Source organism: Paenibacillus sediminis (assembly GCF_017873765.1).
GTDB classification, from domain to species: domain Bacteria; phylum Bacillota; class Bacilli; order Paenibacillales; family Paenibacillaceae; genus Paenibacillus_AG; species Paenibacillus_AG sediminis.
Genome location: NZ_JAGGKP010000016.1, coordinates 38,520 through 57,209 on the forward strand (window position 1 = coordinate 38,520; position 18,690 = coordinate 57,209).

Annotated in this window: 12 protein-coding genes; 8 read left to right on the plus strand and 4 right to left on the minus strand. The window is 39.1% G+C overall.

Annotation, left to right across the window (positions count from 1 at the left end; translation table 11 throughout):
• The 4 genes from J2Z20_RS16930 to J2Z20_RS16945 all read left to right on the plus strand — a co-directional run bounded on the left by J2Z20_RS16930 (position 1) and on the right by J2Z20_RS16945 (position 4,589).
• Positions 1–1,560, plus strand: a complete 1,560-nt coding sequence (locus tag J2Z20_RS16930) for a TnsD family Tn7-like transposition protein (protein WP_209853072.1) — start codon at positions 1–3, stop codon at positions 1,558–1,560.
• A 647-nt stretch (positions 1,561–2,207) separates the two neighbouring features.
• Positions 2,208–2,501: a PD-(D/E)XK nuclease family protein gene (locus tag J2Z20_RS16935; RefSeq protein ID WP_280921783.1), complete on the plus strand. Its 294-nt coding sequence runs from the start codon at positions 2,208–2,210 to the stop codon at positions 2,499–2,501.
• A 191-nt stretch (positions 2,502–2,692) separates the two neighbouring features.
• On the plus strand, positions 2,693–3,640 hold the full coding sequence (locus J2Z20_RS16940; RefSeq protein WP_209853074.1) for a DNA cytosine methyltransferase: 948 nt from the start codon (positions 2,693–2,695) through the stop codon (positions 3,638–3,640).
• Between the two features lie 13 nt (positions 3,641–3,653).
• On the plus strand, positions 3,654–4,589 hold the full coding sequence (locus J2Z20_RS16945; protein ID WP_209853075.1) for a DNA cytosine methyltransferase: 936 nt from the start codon (positions 3,654–3,656) through the stop codon (positions 4,587–4,589).
• 37 nt (positions 4,590–4,626) lie between these two features.
• On the opposite strand, the gene J2Z20_RS16950 is transcribed toward J2Z20_RS16945, so the two are convergent.
• The 4 genes from J2Z20_RS16950 to J2Z20_RS16965 all read right to left on the minus strand — a co-directional run bounded on the left by J2Z20_RS16950 (position 4,627) and on the right by J2Z20_RS16965 (position 10,445).
• On the minus strand, positions 4,627–5,880 hold the full coding sequence (locus J2Z20_RS16950; RefSeq protein ID WP_209853076.1) for a 5-methylcytosine restriction system specificity protein McrC: 1,254 nt from the start codon (positions 5,878–5,880) through the stop codon (positions 4,627–4,629).
• A 34-nt stretch (positions 5,881–5,914) separates the two neighbouring features.
• Complete coding sequence (locus J2Z20_RS16955; protein WP_209853077.1) at positions 5,915–7,879, minus strand: McrB family protein; 1,965 nt, start codon at positions 7,877–7,879, stop codon at positions 5,915–5,917.
• 602 nt (positions 7,880–8,481) lie between these two features.
• Complete coding sequence (locus J2Z20_RS16960) at positions 8,482–9,708, minus strand: hypothetical protein (protein ID WP_209853079.1); 1,227 nt, start codon at positions 9,706–9,708, stop codon at positions 8,482–8,484.
• Between the two features lie 41 nt (positions 9,709–9,749).
• Positions 9,750–10,445, minus strand: coding sequence for a helix-turn-helix domain-containing protein (locus tag J2Z20_RS16965; protein ID WP_209853081.1), 696 nt, complete (start codon positions 10,443–10,445; stop codon positions 9,750–9,752).
• 225 nt (positions 10,446–10,670) lie between these two features.
• On the opposite strand from J2Z20_RS16965, the gene J2Z20_RS16970 reads away from it, so the two are divergent.
• The 4 genes from J2Z20_RS16970 to J2Z20_RS16985 all read left to right on the plus strand — a co-directional run bounded on the left by J2Z20_RS16970 (position 10,671) and on the right by J2Z20_RS16985 (position 18,296).
• Positions 10,671–15,137 carry a S8 family peptidase gene (locus J2Z20_RS16970; protein ID WP_209853084.1) on the plus strand — a complete coding sequence of 1,489 codons (4,467 nt, stop codon included), beginning with the start codon at positions 10,671–10,673 and terminating at the stop codon, positions 15,135–15,137.
• Positions 15,138–15,257: 120 nt separating this feature from the next.
• A complete protein-coding gene (locus tag J2Z20_RS16975; RefSeq protein ID WP_209853086.1) occupies positions 15,258–17,213 on the plus strand; it encodes a DUF5050 domain-containing protein in 1,956 nt (651 codons plus the stop codon).
• 296 nt (positions 17,214–17,509) lie between these two features.
• Positions 17,510–18,013, plus strand: a complete 504-nt coding sequence (locus J2Z20_RS16980) for a hypothetical protein (protein ID WP_209853088.1) — start codon at positions 17,510–17,512, stop codon at positions 18,011–18,013.
• Positions 17,967–18,296: a hypothetical protein gene (locus J2Z20_RS16985; RefSeq protein WP_209853090.1), complete on the plus strand. Its 330-nt coding sequence runs from the start codon at positions 17,967–17,969 to the stop codon at positions 18,294–18,296. The genes J2Z20_RS16980 and J2Z20_RS16985 overlap by 47 nt, the downstream gene beginning before the upstream one ends.
• Positions 18,297–18,690 lie beyond the last annotated feature (394 nt).

Consider the following 18,690-nt stretch of genomic DNA (forward strand, 5'->3'; position numbering starts at 1 on the left):
ATGATGACAAGCTTTCCAATTCGATACGAAGACGAGATGTTATACAGTGTTATTTCACGCTATGCAATTCGTAGCGGTAATACCAGCCATCGAGCAACATTAATCGACGTTTTTGGATCCAGCAACTATACTGTCAGTTTTGAATTACAGTCAGGAATCAGCCGAATGATTTCAAACTTACCTGCGGGTTCGACTGTAACAGAAGAGCAACTCATTTTTCAAAACACGATGTATTTGTTTTATTCTGCTTTTAAAAATGAAAAGCAAAGCCGCTGGATTTGGGATGAGATGCTCTCTGATTATGGGAGAGATCTTTATAATGCAACAGGTCAATCGACATCTCCAATAAAAATGGCAACACATTTTCAATATTGCCCCCAATGTAATAGACTTGCACTTGAAAGGTACGGTGAGATGTATTGGAGAAGGCTTTTTCAGATACCTGGTGTCAAGATATGTGCGGAACATGGAGTTAGGCTGAGTCAAAGTAAAGTTCCCTTGCGTGGTAATACAAAACATACTTTAACAGTGCCAACACAAATAAATTGTTCTGAAATCATAATTGAGGAAGTCCCCGATGCAAAAATGTTGGCTCAATATCGTTGTATCGTAAACGATATTGAGAAGATACTTAATCGTGAATATCCAAGCCGTCCGCTCGAATGGTTTTATCACTGTTACAAAAGTCAGCTCTCTCATAAAGGCTATGTCTCTGCAAAAGGCAGGGTTGATCAGAAGCGTGTTAGAGAGGATTTCGTTGATTACTTTGGAGTCGAACTGCTGGATATTCTTCAGAGTTCAGTTGTGGGGGAATTTAATTGGCTAAAGAGTATGTTCCAGAAGCATCGAAAAGGCAAAGAGTTTCATCCTATACGCCATCTTCTCGTGATACATTTTCTTGGTTTGTCGCTTGAAGATGTATTTTATGCTGATGAATCGAAATTTTCAATCATGTCTGAAGTGTTAGCAGATCAGCCGAAGAGGAAAATAATGAAGAAAACAATGACTCCAGAATATAAAGCACAAGTGAGGAAGGAAAGGAGAGAGGCATGGACGGAAATGCGAAGTCAGCATCCGCAGTTGGGGAGATTAGAGCTTCGAAAGCTCAATTCAAGCCAATATGCATGGTTATATTTATATGATCGGACTTTCTTGATGGAGAATATGCCTGATAAGCTCCCCCCAAAGTCAGGATCGTTGCGTTACGATTGGCAAAAGAGGGATGAAGAAATTTATCAAAAAGTTAGAGCGATTATAGAGCAAATACTGCATGATGAGGGGAAGCCAAAACGGATGACCATTGCGAGAATTCATGAGATGTTAGGAGAAAGATGTTTATTTGAAAAGCATCTCAAAAAGATGCCTGCTACGAAGAAATATCTTGCGAAAGTGTTAGAGAATACAGAAGCATTTAGAAAGCGAAGCATTTTATGGGCAATTCAAGAACTGAAAAAAACAAATGAACCACTTCTTTTAAATCGCATAAAAATCAAGGCAGGTGTAGGTGGAGTAAGTGAGATTTTGCTTAAATACCCAGAATTGCTTCAAATGAAAAGTTAGATCAGTTGGAAATAGACAAGACGCATAAACGAGAGTAAGAGCCTATTGTTAAAAGAGGCTCTCTTATTTACGCAGACACTTTCAGACCAATTATTGATGAACTCATGCTGATGCTGAATTCAAAGAAATCTATCCAAGGAGAAGTAGCATGTTATGATGGGACCTATTCAAAACTCGAATAGTGGATTAGGCATACTATACTTTTTTTGTCTCGGAGCTGGTGTCGGCGTGTTGATATATTGGCTCATGATCATTATCGAGAACAGGCGGAAGTAGGAGGGGGGGATAGTATGGTTAGGGTAAGACGGACTAAACCTAGACAGTATTCAAAGTATGAGACGAGAAGACACCACTAATGGGACAACGAGAATTGGAATTGTCGAAGAAGGCACTGCAATTACTGCGACAGGACAGGAACTACATTTTTAGTTGTTGTTGTTGTTGTCTGAAATGGGATCGGGGAGGAAAAGAAGATGGCTGATGAAATCCAGCAACTAATCGCTATAAATGATCGAATATCAGCAATCGAATATCTCAGGAATGCAACTTACAGAGATTTATTACAATGGTGAATTGGCTCCTGAGCCGATAATGGAGTATCAGCAGAAACTGCCAGAAACAGTTCGTAATTTAATATCTGTAGTACGATGGAAGACCTGATACAGCGGCGGGAAGAAACAGAGTTGATTACGGCGGAACGGTTCAGGTCTATGGGGGTCGGAGACGTTAAGGTATGGATTGTAATGGATCTGCTGTATAGGGATGTGGGGAGTGGGAGGTATGTGGTGACTGATTTCAAAACGGGTAAAAGGAATGAAAATGATCGGACACAGCTCACCCTTTATGCCAAGTTCGTAAAAGAATCATTCCAGGTCGGCACTGAGGATCAATATCGTAACGAGTTGGGGCGAATGAGATGGCATTCTTCAGTACATATATGATCATTTTCAATCTACTTCTTAATCGGATAATTTGTTATTAGAAATATATTTTCGACTCGATCTGACAACTCTTTTAAGGGCAAATGACTACTTGTGTTATAATATGCTTATAAACAAGAAGTGATTTGCTGATAGTCAAGTAATATTCTATAATATACAGAACAGACGTTCTTGTAGGTGGGTGAGGCAAAATGAAGGTAGTTTCTCTTTTTTCGGGTTGTGGTGGTCTCGATCTTGGGTTTATTAGGTCAGGTCATGACATAATATGGGCAAATGATAATGATGCTGATGCAGTACAAACATATATGACCAATATAGGTGAACATATTAAATTAGGTGATATAAGAGAGATTGATTCTGAAACAATACCTGACTCCGATATTATCATTGGTGGATTTCCTTGCCAGGGCTTCTCAATAGCAAATTTGAAGCGTAGTAAAGAAGATGAAAGAAATAAATTGTATCTGGAATTCTATAGAATTATTCATGACAAGCAACCCAAATTTTTCGTTGCTGAGAATGTGAAGGGCCTATTAAGCTTAGAGAAGGGCAAGGTTGTTGAATTAATTGCGGACGATTTTAGAAAAGCAGGCTATCGGGTTTCATACTCTCTTTTCAACTGTGCTGATTATGGTGTACCACAAATTAGAAAACGTGTAATATTTTTTGGGATAAGAGAGGATATTGATATTAATATCATGTTTCCTCAGCCTACACATTCTGAGAAACCCGAAATAACGGGATTAAAACCGTGGGTAACAATGTCTCAGGCGTTATCGCATATTCCAGAGCCTTCTGAAAAATGTGATATTCCTAATCATGTCTTTTCAGAATATAAAGTTTTTTCAAATAAGAATTTTACGGGACACAGACAAGTAGACCCTGATAAACCATCCCCTACAATATTAGCTCGTGGTAACGGTGGCGGTGGTGTTGTAGTAATTCATCATCCTAATAATCATAGACGATTGTCAGTTAGAGAAACTGCGGTAATTCAAACCTTTCCTGATGATTTTGTGTTTTTAGGATCGAAGACATCATGCTATAGACAAATTGGTAATGCCGTTCCTCCACTATTTGCAGAAAAAATAGCTCGACAATTTAGTAACATTGAACTTTTTAATACGGTATTAACGTAAAGGATTGATCAAAATGAATATAGTTTCTTTGTTTTCTGGTGCGGGAGGCATGGACCTGGGGTTTATTCAGGCAGGACATAATATAATTTGGGCAAATGATATAAATGCAAAAGCTGTTAAAACATACAGAAAAAATATAGGGAATCATATTACAAACGTAGATATAAAGGAGATCCATACAAGTCAAATTCCTGATTGTGATATGGTGATTGGAGGATTTCCATGCCAAGGATTTTCTGTAGCAAATATTAATCGTTCAGTAGTAGATGAAAGGAATAAACTCTATTTGGAATTTTTGAGGGTTATTCAAGAAAAGCAACCATTATATTTCGTGGCGGAAAATGTAAAAGGTCTCTTGAGTCTTGCTAAAGGTAAAGTAATTGAGATGATCCATAACGATTTTCGATCTGCAGGTTACGATGTAGAGTATAAGGTGTTAAATGCCGCCGATTATGGAGTTCCACAAATTAGAGAACGTGTCATCTTTATTGGTGTAAGGAAGGATCTAAACCATAGAATTGACTTTCCTCGTCCCATACATTCTGATCCGAGTAAAAGTAGTGATCTAGCTAACTGGGTGAGTATAGGAGAAGCTCTAAGTGGAATACCCGAACCCGAAGAAGCACCTTATATCCCTAATCATGAGTATTCAAAGTATAAATTACGCTTTAATGGTTATTTGGGACATCGTGTGATAAATCCAGATCGCCCAGCTCCAACGATAACAGCCCGTGGAGATGATAAAGGTGGTGTTGTTATAATTCACCACCCAAATAATCATAGGAGATTATCTGTAAGAGAGGCGGCTATCGTCCAAAGTTTCCCAATGGATTTTGTCTTTGAAGGATCAAAAACTGATGGATATAGGCAAATAGGTAATGCAGTACCCCCAAAGCTCGCTTTTCATATTGCAAAACAGTTTCCAATTGAATTAAGTAATATAAATTAAAATATTAAAAGCAATATAAGGAGAGGAGAGCCTCTCCTTATATTGCTTTTAAGTAGTCGTATAGTTTATCAATTGCTTCCGTCAGTTGAGCTTCGGTCCCGACGATAGGGAGTCCGTAGCACACAATATATTTTACACTTTTGGAATTAAACGAAATGGGGAACTCCTTAATATCTGCAGTGTCCTTATGAGAAGGATAAATGATAACACCACGGTCTATATTTAACATTGAAGCATAAAAGAATAGTTGATAAACATCTGATATATCTGGACCGAAAGCAGTCACTTTCTTGAACTTAGTATCTAATACCATTTTTTTCTGCCCATCGTTATAAACTATATCAGGAAAGACACGTCTTTGATCCCACGATGAATTTGCGATAAATGAACTTGAACCATCGACCAAGTTTATCTCAAAACCGTGAGAAAAGTTAGGATTTCTTGTGTAAAGTTCACTACTAACATAGTTTTCAAATAAATCAAATAAATTTATAAGAAGGCTAAATAATTGTGAGGTCTCACCTCTAAAAGAAAATGAATCTTTATTCGCTATAAGTTTAGCGAGTTGCAAAGCCCACTGTAAATGATTTCCCCTTCTGTCAAGTTGCAGAGTATTAAGGTTCTTGATACTTACTAATTGTTTCGGAAGAAGCATTTTGGCTTGTTCTATTAACATAGCAGTGTTGTTATTTGTGGTGTGTAGCTCAACAATTTTGCATGCGATATAAAATAGAGTGTTAATCTCATTTACATTTGAGAAATTGTTTAGTTCTGTTGCAAAAAGGGGTTTACCTTTGAGTTCCATCAATAATTGTCGTGAGAAGTTTAGAGAGCCCTTTAATTTTTTTGAATCAACAGCTTCCTTAATGTAAGTTCGATAGATCCCCTTAGAAAGTGAAGCTAATAACTCATTAGCAAATATACTATACAATGGTTCAAAAAAACCCTCTGAAGAAACAGTCTGTTCGCTGATGGATTCAGGAAGATGCGTAGTTTTGGGTGCAAAGGGATTAGATTTGTATAGCATATAGTGTATGTGCTTGCTTTCAAACCCTGGTAGCCATTTTGGTGGCAAAAAAGAAATAGTGCAATCATTTAAGCTTAATAAGCCTACATATGGTCCTGGTTCAATTGTACATGTTCTTGAGTCATTTCGAGTTATTTCATTAAATAATGGCTCATATACTTCCTTCCCATTAGGTGTAACTCTAAGCCAACGTTCCCGATCTTTATTTATTTGTTGCAAAAATGTCTCGTCTCTATAACTGAGTGATATTCTTTTGGATTTCATCCCGAAATAAATCTCATTTTTGATTAGCATAGCGTTATACCAACTGATTTAATTGTTTCATCATTTCCAGCATCACATCTTCGTTTGAAAAATGTTCAACTACACCATTATGTATGTTGAAGCCATGGTCATTAAGTATAGATCTGAAAGATGGGGAAAGTTGAATAAACTCATTCAATAATGGAATGACTTTATAGTTCCATGTTCTCATTAAAAAAGGTAAATTATATTGCACTCCAGATATTGGCATAAAGAACGCATGACCTATGCCGAAATCTTTTCCTAATCCATTATTGTCAAAAATAAAATTGTTGAGTTTATCAAGAACATCACCCAAGTTTATTGGAGTACCATCGTTTGATGTAATAGTAACATGTTCTGTCGTTAGTCTGTCATTCAATGCATTTGAATTAGGCGGTAAATGTATTATGTTAAACCGTCTTCTTAATGCTAAATCTAAGTCAATAGCTGATTTGTCAGATGAGTTCATAGTCCCAATAATTAGTACATTATCTGGGACATAGAATAAATCATTTGTATATTGTAATTGAACTGCATATTCAGGTTTTCTATAAGAGGGTTCTAATAGAAAAATTAACTCGCCAAAGATATTTGATATATTTCCTCTATTGATTTCATCAATAATAACAGCAAAATATTGCCCAGGATTGGTTTTAGCTCGTTCGCATATGGTTTTAAAAATACCTTGTTTATAAGTGTAATTGAGTTGTTGACTATGAATGTTTGGTCGAATTCCTTCAATGAAATCTTCGTATGAAGTTGCTTGGTGAAAGAGTACGATTTCTCTATGAGCCAACTCATTATTTTGTTGTAACTTTTCTGTGATTTGCAGTGCAGTTCTCGTTTTACCAGTACCAGGGGGTCCTGATAAAATGATCTGTTTGTTTTGCTTTAATATATCAATGAAATTATCAATTTCTGGTTCAAAGTTTTGTGCAATAGTTGGATATGATGTGATTTGAACCTGATCGTTAAAATAATTCACAAAATCTAATTTATTTTGACTTTCGCTATTTGTTGAAATGAAACTGTAATAACCAGAGGTGTATGCTTGTTCGCACAACTCTCTTATGCTATTTATTTGATTATTGTCTACTCCAAGTTGAGACCATTTTAATTCTACAAAGCAATTAAGAAAATAGCATGTAGTCTCTTCTTGTACAGAAATCAATTTATTGTTTCTGTTTATATCAAAATTTTGTACCATCAGTTGAGTAGAAATCAGGAGATTACCTGCGGATAAAACCTGCAAAAACTCTTTTATGCTCCTATATTCATTGTCGACACTAAAGGCATGGTAATACAGGAAATTAATATTAAAAGAAGGATCATTATTTCTCCACATGATAATTTCATTGGCAATTTCAGAAATTGTCATAGAACCCGAAAGGGGGTAGACCAAAACCGCAGTTTCACTTTCTGTTAAATAGGCATACTTAAAACCAGCTTGAGTATATAACTCACACAAGACTTCCAAAATAATTGCAAATGGTTTTATTTGTTTGTTGTTGTCATACCATTCTTGCAAGTTTGTATATTGGGTAATAATATTAGGAAGTTGAAATTTCTTCACTATGTATTTAACATATTCTTCAAAGTTCATTTTTCCAGTAGAAAGTGATTTTCCAAGTGGAGTAAGACTAATTATGTTATTGATCAATGCAGGTGGCTTAATAACACAAGTGTTAGTCCAATAAGTTTGGTAGCCTCTTAGAAAACTTCTTTGGGGGTTTCCTGATACAAAGGTTAGGGGAGCACCAACATCATTAGTTAAACCAAGTGCCTCCAAATCTGCATGGAACTGTTGACCGTCTGCAACTGTAAGACCGTATTCCAAACCATCATAAAGATTCATAGTTCTCAGAACACGTAACCATATTCTCGGAGATTTAAGTACCTCCTTAGCTTGTAAGGTAGCGAAAATCCATTTGTATTGATCGAATGGCAATTGTACGTCACTTGTAATTATAGATGGCATTTGAAGCTACTCCTTTTCGTTTTGTCGTATAACCTCTATTTGGAGTTAATTCCAAATATAATTCTATATTCTATGGTGTTGTTAAGCAAACTAAATTAAGTTACTTTAAATATATTAATGAAGGTATGTCACAATACGAAATCTCAACTTATGTAGGAGTAACTACGAGAAGTATCTCTCATGCCATTTTGGTGAGAAAAGGACTTTTTTATCACTTGTCGAATAGAAGAAGCATTATTGGCGAAAACGTGTCTTTTCGGAAATTTTCTGATAGATCATCAGCGTGTTTTAGGAGTGACATGTTATAGTATGGGAAATTAGGTTGGATTGGAACGAGTTTTGTATCGAAAAAGCCCAAGTTAATGCATAGCCTATGGTGCACACGAGGGGAGCGTTGCTATGTTTGATGCATATTATGAACTTCGAAAATTACACCCTGTGTTATATACTCGTCTGTATCGAAATGATAAGAGTTGGCTTGATAAGATATCACCAGGAAGAATATTCTTAGAGGAAGAGAAAAGGTGCTTTAAAGGGGGAGAGTGGTTGATAGAATAATCACTCTCCTTAATAGATAGTTGATAATTTAATTTGAAAGGAAGCTATATCTTTTTTCTTGTAGGGACAATAATATCCTCGCCACGCCACCCATACTGAAGCCGAGAGATGATAGTGGCTGGCGTAATGCCCGCAAGTTCAGCCCATTCTTTTACGGTTCGAATCATTCCGTTAATTGTGATTTCTTGATTTAAGAATTTGATAGCCTCTTTTTCAACAGGGGCTAACAAATCATCTTCTCTTAATCCACTAAAATACCTACCTGTAAATATATGGGAGGGTATACCTGTACTATCTTGCCAAGATCTAAAGGTTTTACTTTCACCTTTAATTGTGACTTTCATATCGATTAAACTGCTTTTTGAATAATAAGTATTATCGAAGTAATGCCAGTAATAACGTTCGACCAGACTGTTGATGTCGCCATCCCAAATGCAAGTTTCTGGAGTGAAGGAATCATCCTCGTTGTTACGAGAGATCAGTAATTCTTCTTCGTACCCATTTTGCATCGCCCAGGACGAAAAGGATTCAAAAGTATTCCAAGATTCATCAAGTTCTATCTTGTGAGTAGGCTTTATACGGTCAATTTCATTTTTAGCATATTGTTCCACTTTCATTTTGCACCAATTTCTTAGCAGATCGATTTGAATTGAATTCCCCTGAACTGCTTTGAGACGACGATGATTGATAGCGCTAAACACTTGTAATATAACATCTTCCAAACGTGCCAGAAAGAAGTATTCCTGTGGTGAAATATCTTTGGTTTCTTTAATGCGATAGGTATAGGAAAATCGAAGATGAACACGAGTCTCTTTAGTAGAAACTTTGCTTTTCGATATAAACCCAAACTCACACCAGTCAAGAAATCGACTTGGTTCGGCCAGAGGAAGAATTCCGAATACATATAGCTCCGAATTCTCGTGATGTAGTGGAACGACGAGCTGATACAAATCTGTTTCATTTTCAATAACAAAGTTCAAAAATAGTTTTGTTCGATTCGAAAATCGGAAGCCTCTCTGAGCGGATTCAAGGCTGATTTGAACATCATTGAATTTGAAATTGATGTACTCATCTACACTCTCATCAATTTTACTAATAAAGTCGTCAAATGGTTCAGAACCAAAAATATCCTTGTATATTGCCTGGATGTTTGTTTTACGTTCAACCAGCGTGAATACATTCTGGGATGCATGAAAACATCCCGAACGTGGCAGTTCGAATCCTTGGTTCATACAAAGAGTTGCTAGTTGAGCTATATTCGCAATATTCATGAATGCAATCACCCCGTATTTCATTTTCTTTCTGTTGAAAACTACTCCGTCGTATGTTTACAGAGTTTTTTGAAACGATCAATTGATTCCATAATGTCGATCGAATCTTTGTACTTGTGTTCATTCCAAGGGCTATCATTTATTTTGTGGAAAATTTCCACTAAGCTCTCTCTTATTTCTTTCGTAGCAGGAATCCCGTCAACCAAATATCCTTCAGAGAGAAGGAGCTTCTCAACAGGTTGGAGGCCATTTTTACTTGGACCTTCTGCGATATACAACAAATCAGCTACATTCTGTTCTAACGCTTTTGCTAGTTTTTCAATAATACGATAGCTTGGGACATTTCTTTCCCCATTTTCAATCCTAGTGATATAAGAATAACTAATTCCTGTTGCTAGTTCTAACTCTTTAAGTGAATACCCCTTGTTCTCTCTCAAATGCTTAATCAAAGAACCAAAGTTGTCAGGGACAGCACGTTCAAGGCGCTTTTTCAAAAGTTTAATCATACGTCTGAACTTTTTTTTATACGGTTCCTCTGGCAATTCGGCAGTTATGAGGGCATTTTCAATTTCCTCGATGTTTTCCTCTGTTTCCGTGCCTCTTATTTGCTCAATAAGGGAAGCAATCTTCAAAGCTTCTGATTTGATCTTCTTGTCTGCTTGCATTTCCACTGTGTTTTTTAAAAAGTCGAAATAGTACCATCGTGACTCTTCTATGACTTTCTTGCGTTTTTCCATATAATACCTTCCCGTGAAACATTATGAACCTTAGTTTACAACGAGTAGGGAATGATTACCAGTAAAATTTTTGAATATAAGCACAAAAAGTAACTTTATTGACTAAATACATGAAGTTGAAAGGATCTACTTTTGTCGAAATATTGCAGTTAAAATGTATTATGAGTCTTTGGTATATCTGGAACAAAGTCTTGAGACTTATCATCATGGGGGGGGAGATTTCAATTGAAGAAGAAAAAAGTGCAAAAGAGTTTGATTGTAGGTATTACATCTCTTGCAATGCTCGTTAATGCTGGAACAGCTCTTGCGGCTGAAAATGAAATTGCGGCGGCAAGTGAGCAATCTGTTCAAGTCGAACAGCCTGCTCTAATTGATGGAAATGTTCAATCTGTAACGGAAACCACTCCAGTTGTTTCGCCCGTAGTAGAGGCACAGTCTGAGAAGGAGTATATCGTAGTTCTCAAGAAAAAGGGTAAATCCCTTGGTAAAATGAGAAACGGTAAGCATCCGAAAGTTAAACATCAATTCCGTTCGGTTCCAGCGATAACAGTAACAGCAACGGCTTCTGATATCCAAGCAATCAAGGCAGATCCAAACGTGGATCATGTCGAAGAGAACATCAAATTCAGTGCAGTTGAAGACGGTAATTTTACTGTTCAATCTGCCACTTCTGAGGTTTCTCAGTGGGACTTGCAACAAATGGATGCAACAACCGCTTGGTCTGATGGGTATAGTGGAGCGGGTGTGAAAGTTGCCGTTCTTGATACAGGCATTGCTCCACATTCGGATTTGAGTATTGCGGGAGGCTATTCTGCCGTAGATTACACATCTTCTTATGCGGATGATGAAGGTCATGGAACGCACGTTGCGGGTACAATTGCGGCACTTCGCAATAATACAGGCATGGTCGGTGTAGCTCCAAATGCTTCTCTCTACGGAGTAAAAGTGTTGGGTGCTGACGGTCAAGGTAACTTAGCAGACATTATTGAGGGATTGGATTGGGCAATTCAAAATCACATGGACATCATCAACATGAGTCTTGGTACACCAACTGGTTCTCAATTGCTTAAGGATGCAGTTGATAGTGCAGTAGCTCAAGGTTCCATTGTTGTCGCCGCTAGTGGTAACAACGGAACACCAGATGGTTCGGGTGACACAATTCTTTATCCTGCAAAATATCCAAGTGTTATTGCTGTAGCGGCAGTGGACAACAACAAAGTTCGTGGAGACTTCTCGGCAACAGGGTCGAAAAATGAATTTTCGGCTCCTGGAGTTAACGTTGTCAGTACGTACTTGAACAATACATTTGCTTCGGCAAGTGGTACATCGCAAGCCACACCACATGTTTCGGGTCTTTTGGCTCTTTTGAAACAAAAGAATCCTAACATGGATGCATATCAGCTTCGTAATGAACTGCAAAAGTATGCTGAGGATTTGGGTATTCCAGGTCGAGATGATTGGTATGGATATGGACTTGTTTCGTACAAGCACTTGGATACAACGGCTCCTGCGGAAGCAACAGGTCTTGCGGTTACGGCGAAAACTGGATCGTCTTTGACGATTGGTTTCACGAAGCCAAGCGATCCTGACTATGCAAAAGCCAATGTATATGTTGATGGTGTGCTCAACGGCTCTACCACAACGGAAGATTACGATGTTGTCGGCTTAACAGCAGATCAGCTCTATAGCATTGTTGTTAAAACGGTAGATACGGCTGGCAATGAATCTGTAGGTGTCTCTGTAACAGGTCGCACAGATGCAGTTGTTGCTCCACCAGTGGTGGATACAACGGCTCCAGCAGAAGTAACAGGTCTTGCGGTTGCGGCGAAAACTACATCGTCTTTGACGATTGGTTTCATCAAGCCAAATGATGCTGACTACGCAAAATCTAACGTGTATGTTGATGGTGTGCTGAACGGCTCTACCACAACGGAAGATTACGATGTTGTCGGTTTGGCAGATGATACGGCGTACACAATCGTTGTCAAAACGGTTGATACGGCTGGTAATGAATCTGTGGGTGTCTCTGTAACGGGTCGTACCGATGCAGTTGTTGCTCCACCAGTGGTGGATACAACGGCTCCAGCAGAAGTAACAGGTCTTGTGGTTGCGTCGAAAACTACATCGTCTTTGACGATTGGTTTCACGAAGCCAAGCGATTCTGATTATGCAAAAGTCAATGTGTATGTAAACGGTTCGTTGATCGGTTCTACAACGGGTGAAAGCTACGATGTTGTTGGGTTGACTGATGATACGACGTATACAATCGTTGTCAAAACGGTAGACACTACGGGGAACGAATCTGCGGGTGCAACTGTAACAGGTCGCACAGATGCAGTTGTTACTCCACCAGTAGTGGATACAATGGCTCCTGCGGAAGCAACAGGTCTTGCGGTTGTTGGGAAAACTACATCGTCTTTGACGATTGGTTTCACGAAGCCAAGCGATCCTGACTATGCAAGATCCAACGTGTATGTTGATGGTGTACTGAACGGATCTACCACAACAGGAAGCTATGATGTTGTCGGCTTAACAGCAGATCAACTTTACAGCATTGTTGTTAGAACAGTAGATACGACTGGTAATGAATCTGCGGGTGTCTCTGTAACGGGTCGTACCGATGCAGTTGTTGCTCCACCAGTAGTGGACACAACGGCTCCTGCGGAAGTAACAGGTCTTGCGGTTACGGCGAAAACTACATCGTCTTTGATGATTGGTTTCACGAAGCCAAGCGATGCTGACTACGCAAGATCCAACGTGTATGTAAACGGTTCGTTGAACGGTTCTACAACGGGTGAAAGCTATGATGTTGTTGGTTTGACGGATGATACAGCGTACACAATCGTTGTAAAAACCGTAGATACTGTGGGTAACGAATCTGTAGGTGTAAATGTAACAGGTCGCACAGATGCAGTTATCATTCCACCAGTGGTTGATACAACGGCTCCAGCAGAAGTGACAGGTCTTGCGGTTATGGCGAAAACTACATCGTCTTTGACGATTGGTTTTACGAAACCAAGCGATGCTGACTATGCGAAAGCAAATGTATACATCAATGGTGTGCTGAACGGCTCTACCACAACAGGAAGCTATGAAATTGTCGGCTTAACAGCAGACCAGCTCTACAGCATTGTTGTCAAAACGGTAGACACTACGGGTAACAAATCTACGGGTGTAACTGTAACAGGTCGCACAGATGCAGTTATCATTCCACCAGTGGTTGATACAACGGCTCCAGCAGAAGTAACAGGTCTTGCGGTTACGGCGAGAACTACATCGTCTTTGACGATTGGTTTTACGAAACCAAGCGATGCTGACTATGCGAAAGCAAATGTATACATCAATGGTGTACTCAACGGCTCTACTACAACAGGAAGCTATGAAGTTGTCGGCTTAACAGCAGACCAGCTCTACAGCATTGTTGTGAAAACGGTAGACACTACGGGTAACAAATCTGCGGGTGTAACTGTAACAGGTCGGACAGATGCAGTTGTTGCTCCACCAGTAGTGGACACAACACCTCCAGCAGAAGTAACAGGTCTTGCGGTTGCTACGAGAACTACATCGTCCTTGACGATTGGTTTCACGAAGCCAATCGACGCTGACTATGCAAAAGCAAATGTGTATGTGAACGGTTTGTTGAACGGTTCTACAACGGGTGAAAGCTATAACGTTGTTGGGTTGACTGATAACACTGCGTACACGATTGTTGTTAAAACGGTAGATACGGCGGGTAATGAATCTGTAGGTGCAACTGTAACAGGTCGCACGGATGCGGTCATCATTCCTCCAGTGGTGGATGCAACGGCTCCAGCAGAAGTAACAGGTCTTGTGGTTGGTACGAGAACTACAACGTCTCTGACGATTAGTTTCATGAAACCAAGCGATGCTGACTATGCAAAAGCAAATGTATACATCAATGGCGTACTCAATGGTTCTACTACAACAGGAAGCTATGAATTTTTCGGCTTATCAGCGGATCAACTCTACAGCATTGTTGTCAAAACGGTAGACACTATGGGGAACGAATCTGCGGGTATACATGTAATAGGTCGTACAGATGCAGTTGAGATTGTAACAATGCCAACCGAAACACCAGTAGCAACACCAACTGAGCCCGTGAAACTGCCAGATCCAACTCCGACTCCAACAATCGTCTTTAAAGATGTCCAAAACCATTGGGCAAAAGAATCGATTGATTGGGCGACAAGCAACGGGCTTGTGAAAGGTTTCGATGACGGAACGTTCAAACCGAATGCAAAAGTAACTGAGGCACAGTTCTTGGCGATGATCATTCGTATTTACAATCCAGAGTTCGAAGCAACGTCTGTCGTTACCAGTGAGAATTGGGCGAAGAAATACTACGATGTTGCGAAATCCTTGAACATCCCGACATTCGGTGATGCGAATAAAGCCATCACTCGTTTGCAACTTGCTGAGATTGTTGCCGCTACAAGAGGTTATAACTTGAAGGGTGATAATTTAGTAGCATTCATGTATGCGAATGGATATGCGAACGGTAGCGATCCGAGCAATAAGACGATTGCAAGTTTCCATCCAAACGATAAACTCACTCGTGCAGAAGCGGTTCAGTTCCTCAAAAACCTTGCTGATAACTTCGATGGCAAGCTGTTGATGCGTCCTGCTACACCTTCTGATACATCGGCATTGCCAACGTATCCGAAAAAATAGCAATCAGGTAAGAGGGGGCGGGGGTTATATCCTCGCCCTCTCTTTTTTACACCTAAACTTTAATTTTTCTCGCTTCAAGATTGAGAATTGTAAACAATAGGGATAAGGAGAAGTGCACACGTGAAGAAGAGAAGAAAGTTGCTAGTCATCATTTGTCTGGTCATGCTTGTTCAGCTATTTCCAGGGTCAAGATACGCTGAGATTGTCGATGCGAAATCTGTACAAGCAGAAAGAGGCAACACGAATGGAAATTACCGCAGTGGCATGATGGTCCAAAAAGGCGATTGGATATATTTTTCGGGCTATCACAACAACTCTCCGATTGGGTTATACAAAATGAAGAGTGATGGTACTTCTGTGAAAAAATTGACAGACCGCACACCTTATTCAATCAATGTTGTTGGAAACTGGGTGTATTATATGGAAGGAGGAGGGGAGATATTTCGTATTAGAACAGATGGTACAGAGAAAACTGATCTGAAAGTAAGAGGAGATAATCTGCTTGTTGTGGGCGATTGGGTTTATTTTCACAACCTAGCTGACAATTGGCGGTTATATAAAGTCAGTGTTGATGGTAAGACGAAAAAACGTTTAACCTCAGAGTCAGTTAACGATATTAATATTTTCGGAGATTGGATTTACTACATAAACCAAACCGACTATTCAATCTATAAAATAAAAACTGATGGAAGCATGCGTAAAAAGATTACGGGGACTAAGGCGGGGGAACTGTTAGTCACTCAAGACGGGTGGATGTATTTTAGTGCTTCTGAAACCATATATAGGATGAAAACTGATGGCACTAGTAAAAGTCAAGTTAAACAAGGCTTTCCAGTAAATGAATCTGGTGAATATCTCTACTATGTAGCTTATGATTTAAGCAGTGGAGCAGAAACCATATTTAGAACGAAAAAAGACGGTTCGATGAAGCAACTGCTTGGTAATGGCCGATATGCAAGCTTGGATATTGTCGGTGAATGGATTTATTATAGTACAGAAGTAGATAATGAGTGGTATCGTTATAAAATGAAATTAGATGGATCCCAGAATCAGGTGGTATCCATTAAGGGTTTGAACTCTAAGACGCCCCCTAAACAACCAGTTAAAAGTGAGACGAACAGTGATAAGGCGGAAAATCCAGTAACTGCACCTTCAACCTTATTATTATATGTTAACAGCAACGCAGTTGATGCAAAGCAAGGTGAACCTATTACTCGTGGCGGTGTACTCTATGTACCAGTTGAGCCAATCGTTACAGGTATGGGAGATACGTTTAAGTACATCAGCAAGCCTACGGCAGTGTTGATTACGAAGAAAGATGGAACTGTCATTCAGGTTGACGCTACGAAATCAACGGCTGTCGTTAATGGGGAACTGGTTCCTATATCTTCGATGACCCTAAAAGACACGAAGGTTCCTGTGCAGGCAAAACCAGTTATCGTAATCAACAATGTTTATGTTCCGTTTGATTTTATCAAGAATGTTCTTGGTTATGAATCGGGTACGTTTAAGCAGGATTCCAAAGATGTTGTCTATGTAGGTAAAAAGCCTAGCAATGTTCCTACAACTACGCCAACACCTACACCAACTCCTGATCAATCAAGCGGTGGTGGTAAGCTTGACTTGCCACAGTACAAGACCCCTGCTGGCTGGACTCCACCGCAGATCAAGTCTGAGGCAACTGAGGATTGGTGGAAAAACAAAGACATCCTTGAAAAAGAACTTGGATTTATCAACGGAACTCACTTTAATCCTTATGGCGGGAATAGAAAAGATGGAGCATCTCTAATCGTGTCCGACGGTTACGGTGGATACTACACTAACATTGTTTTTTATTACTGGTGCGGAAGTTTGAAAAATGTAGACGTAGGGAACAAAACTCCTTATATCGCTAGAGAGTTATTCCATTTTTACTTTGGAAACGAAAGTGGAGATAAACTCTTTAAAATAATGGAGGATGCTTATAGTGGGAAGGATACTTCTTATGTAAATACTCCATTTACAATTGGTGGTCGTCAAGTGAAAATTGTGGACAATAAGGATAGTGTTTACCTCCTGATTGGAAACAAGAAGTAATGTTCAGAAAAAGATGAAGCAATGGGTGTTATACTTCCATTGCTTCTTTTTTTTGCGATAAAAACCTTTTAACACATTCCATCATCGCAAATTCATTTGATTTCCTATCTGAATTTTTCTCTCTGTCCGTCATATAATACTGCACAAAGAACTCAGACGTTATTCGACCAATTACGTCTATTTCTCATTAATGAGAAAGTAGATAATAAATATACAGAGGGAGGGAGAAGACGAAATGAAAAAGAGTAAGAAAGTTATTTTGGGAGCGACTTTCATCTTAGCATCTATACTTGGACTTGCTGGAAATCATTATTTTAATAACTGTTGCCGATGGAGCTGGAATAGGTGGAGGAATGGAAGCTCAAGTAAAAGAACATCGAGATGATGGAAATGGGCGTATAGTAAGATCCCCCGATGAACCACCAACGTACATTACCTTTAATAACGGAAAGTACAACGGAGAACCTGTTTGGGAGCAATTGTACAGAAACAAATTCTTATGGTACACCATTGGTGAACAGGATATTACAAAACGTGACAACACAAATACGGATATGTATCGGATGGATGAAAATCGTGCAACCAGAAGTAACACAGACTACTACAAGCTTGTTAAACCTGAATGGAATCAGAACTTAAAGTTAGGTGCAACTGATCCTGGCTATCAATCAAAAGATAAGTATTGGGGAGATGGAAAAGGAACCTCACTTATGACACAGGGTTATGGGTTTAGTGACATTAAAGGAGAAAAGTATGAGTGGGCGCTTTATCGGATATGCAATAAATGGACAACCTTTTGAAAATCCATATTTTCCAGCAGACTATCCATCTGAAACGGTAAATGATTGGAAGCCAGAAACGTTAGATTGGATTGTCGAGCCGTGGACTAAGAAATTAGTAACACAAGGACCATTTGATGATGCTGGTTCTTTCGATGAGAAAGTTCAATGGTTTGCAAAATACTTTTTCAAACAGAATCCAAACTTGAGACGAACCAATGATTTGTACAATGATTCTGTATATTGGGCAAAGAGACTTACACTCCACAACAATCCTGACGAATCAACAGGTTCTGCAACCTGACAGTGGAGCTAAATATAGCACTCTCTTAGCTATACTACTTTCTGTTGCGGGTTCAAGCACAGGGAATGATTCCCGAATATTGCCTGTAGAACTTCGTAAAGATCTTCACTTTCTTTCGTAAGGTTTTGTATTTTGTTGTATGCCTTCTTTGCGCTACTTACACTTATTTTACTATAAGTGCAAAAGAACTGGCTAAAAAAAATAATATCTTACTTTGGGATAGGGGAGATCTGGAAAAACTAATTCGACTCAATTATTAGGTGAAGGAATAGCAACGCATTCAACGTAGACCTCTCTTCTTTTTAACCAAACAATAATTCCTGTTCACACCCATAAATAACTGTCTTCACCCGAAATAACTGTCCTCAACTCACTAAAGACTGGAAATTGGTCG

Coding starts and splice junctions, on each gene's coding strand:
- J2Z20_RS16950 (WP_209853076.1), bottom strand. CDS start 5,880: ATGAAATCCAAAAGAATATCACTCAGTTATAGAGACGAGACATTTTTG.
- J2Z20_RS16960 (WP_209853079.1), bottom strand. CDS start 9,708: ATGAATATTGCGAATATAGCTCAACTAGCAACTCTTTGTATGAACCAA.
- J2Z20_RS16985 (WP_209853090.1), top strand. CDS start 17,967: ATGAGTGGGCGCTTTATCGGATATGCAATAAATGGACAACCTTTTGAA.
- J2Z20_RS16935 (WP_280921783.1), top strand. CDS start 2,208: ATGGAAGACCTGATACAGCGGCGGGAAGAAACAGAGTTGATTACGGCG.
- J2Z20_RS16940 (WP_209853074.1), top strand. CDS start 2,693: ATGAAGGTAGTTTCTCTTTTTTCGGGTTGTGGTGGTCTCGATCTTGGG.
- J2Z20_RS16955 (WP_209853077.1), bottom strand. CDS start 7,879: ATGCCATCTATAATTACAAGTGACGTACAATTGCCATTCGATCAATAC.
- J2Z20_RS16965 (WP_209853081.1), bottom strand. CDS start 10,445: ATGGAAAAACGCAAGAAAGTCATAGAAGAGTCACGATGGTACTATTTC.
- J2Z20_RS16945 (WP_209853075.1), top strand. CDS start 3,654: ATGAATATAGTTTCTTTGTTTTCTGGTGCGGGAGGCATGGACCTGGGG.
- J2Z20_RS16930 (WP_209853072.1), top strand. CDS start 1: ATGATGACAAGCTTTCCAATTCGATACGAAGACGAGATGTTATACAGT.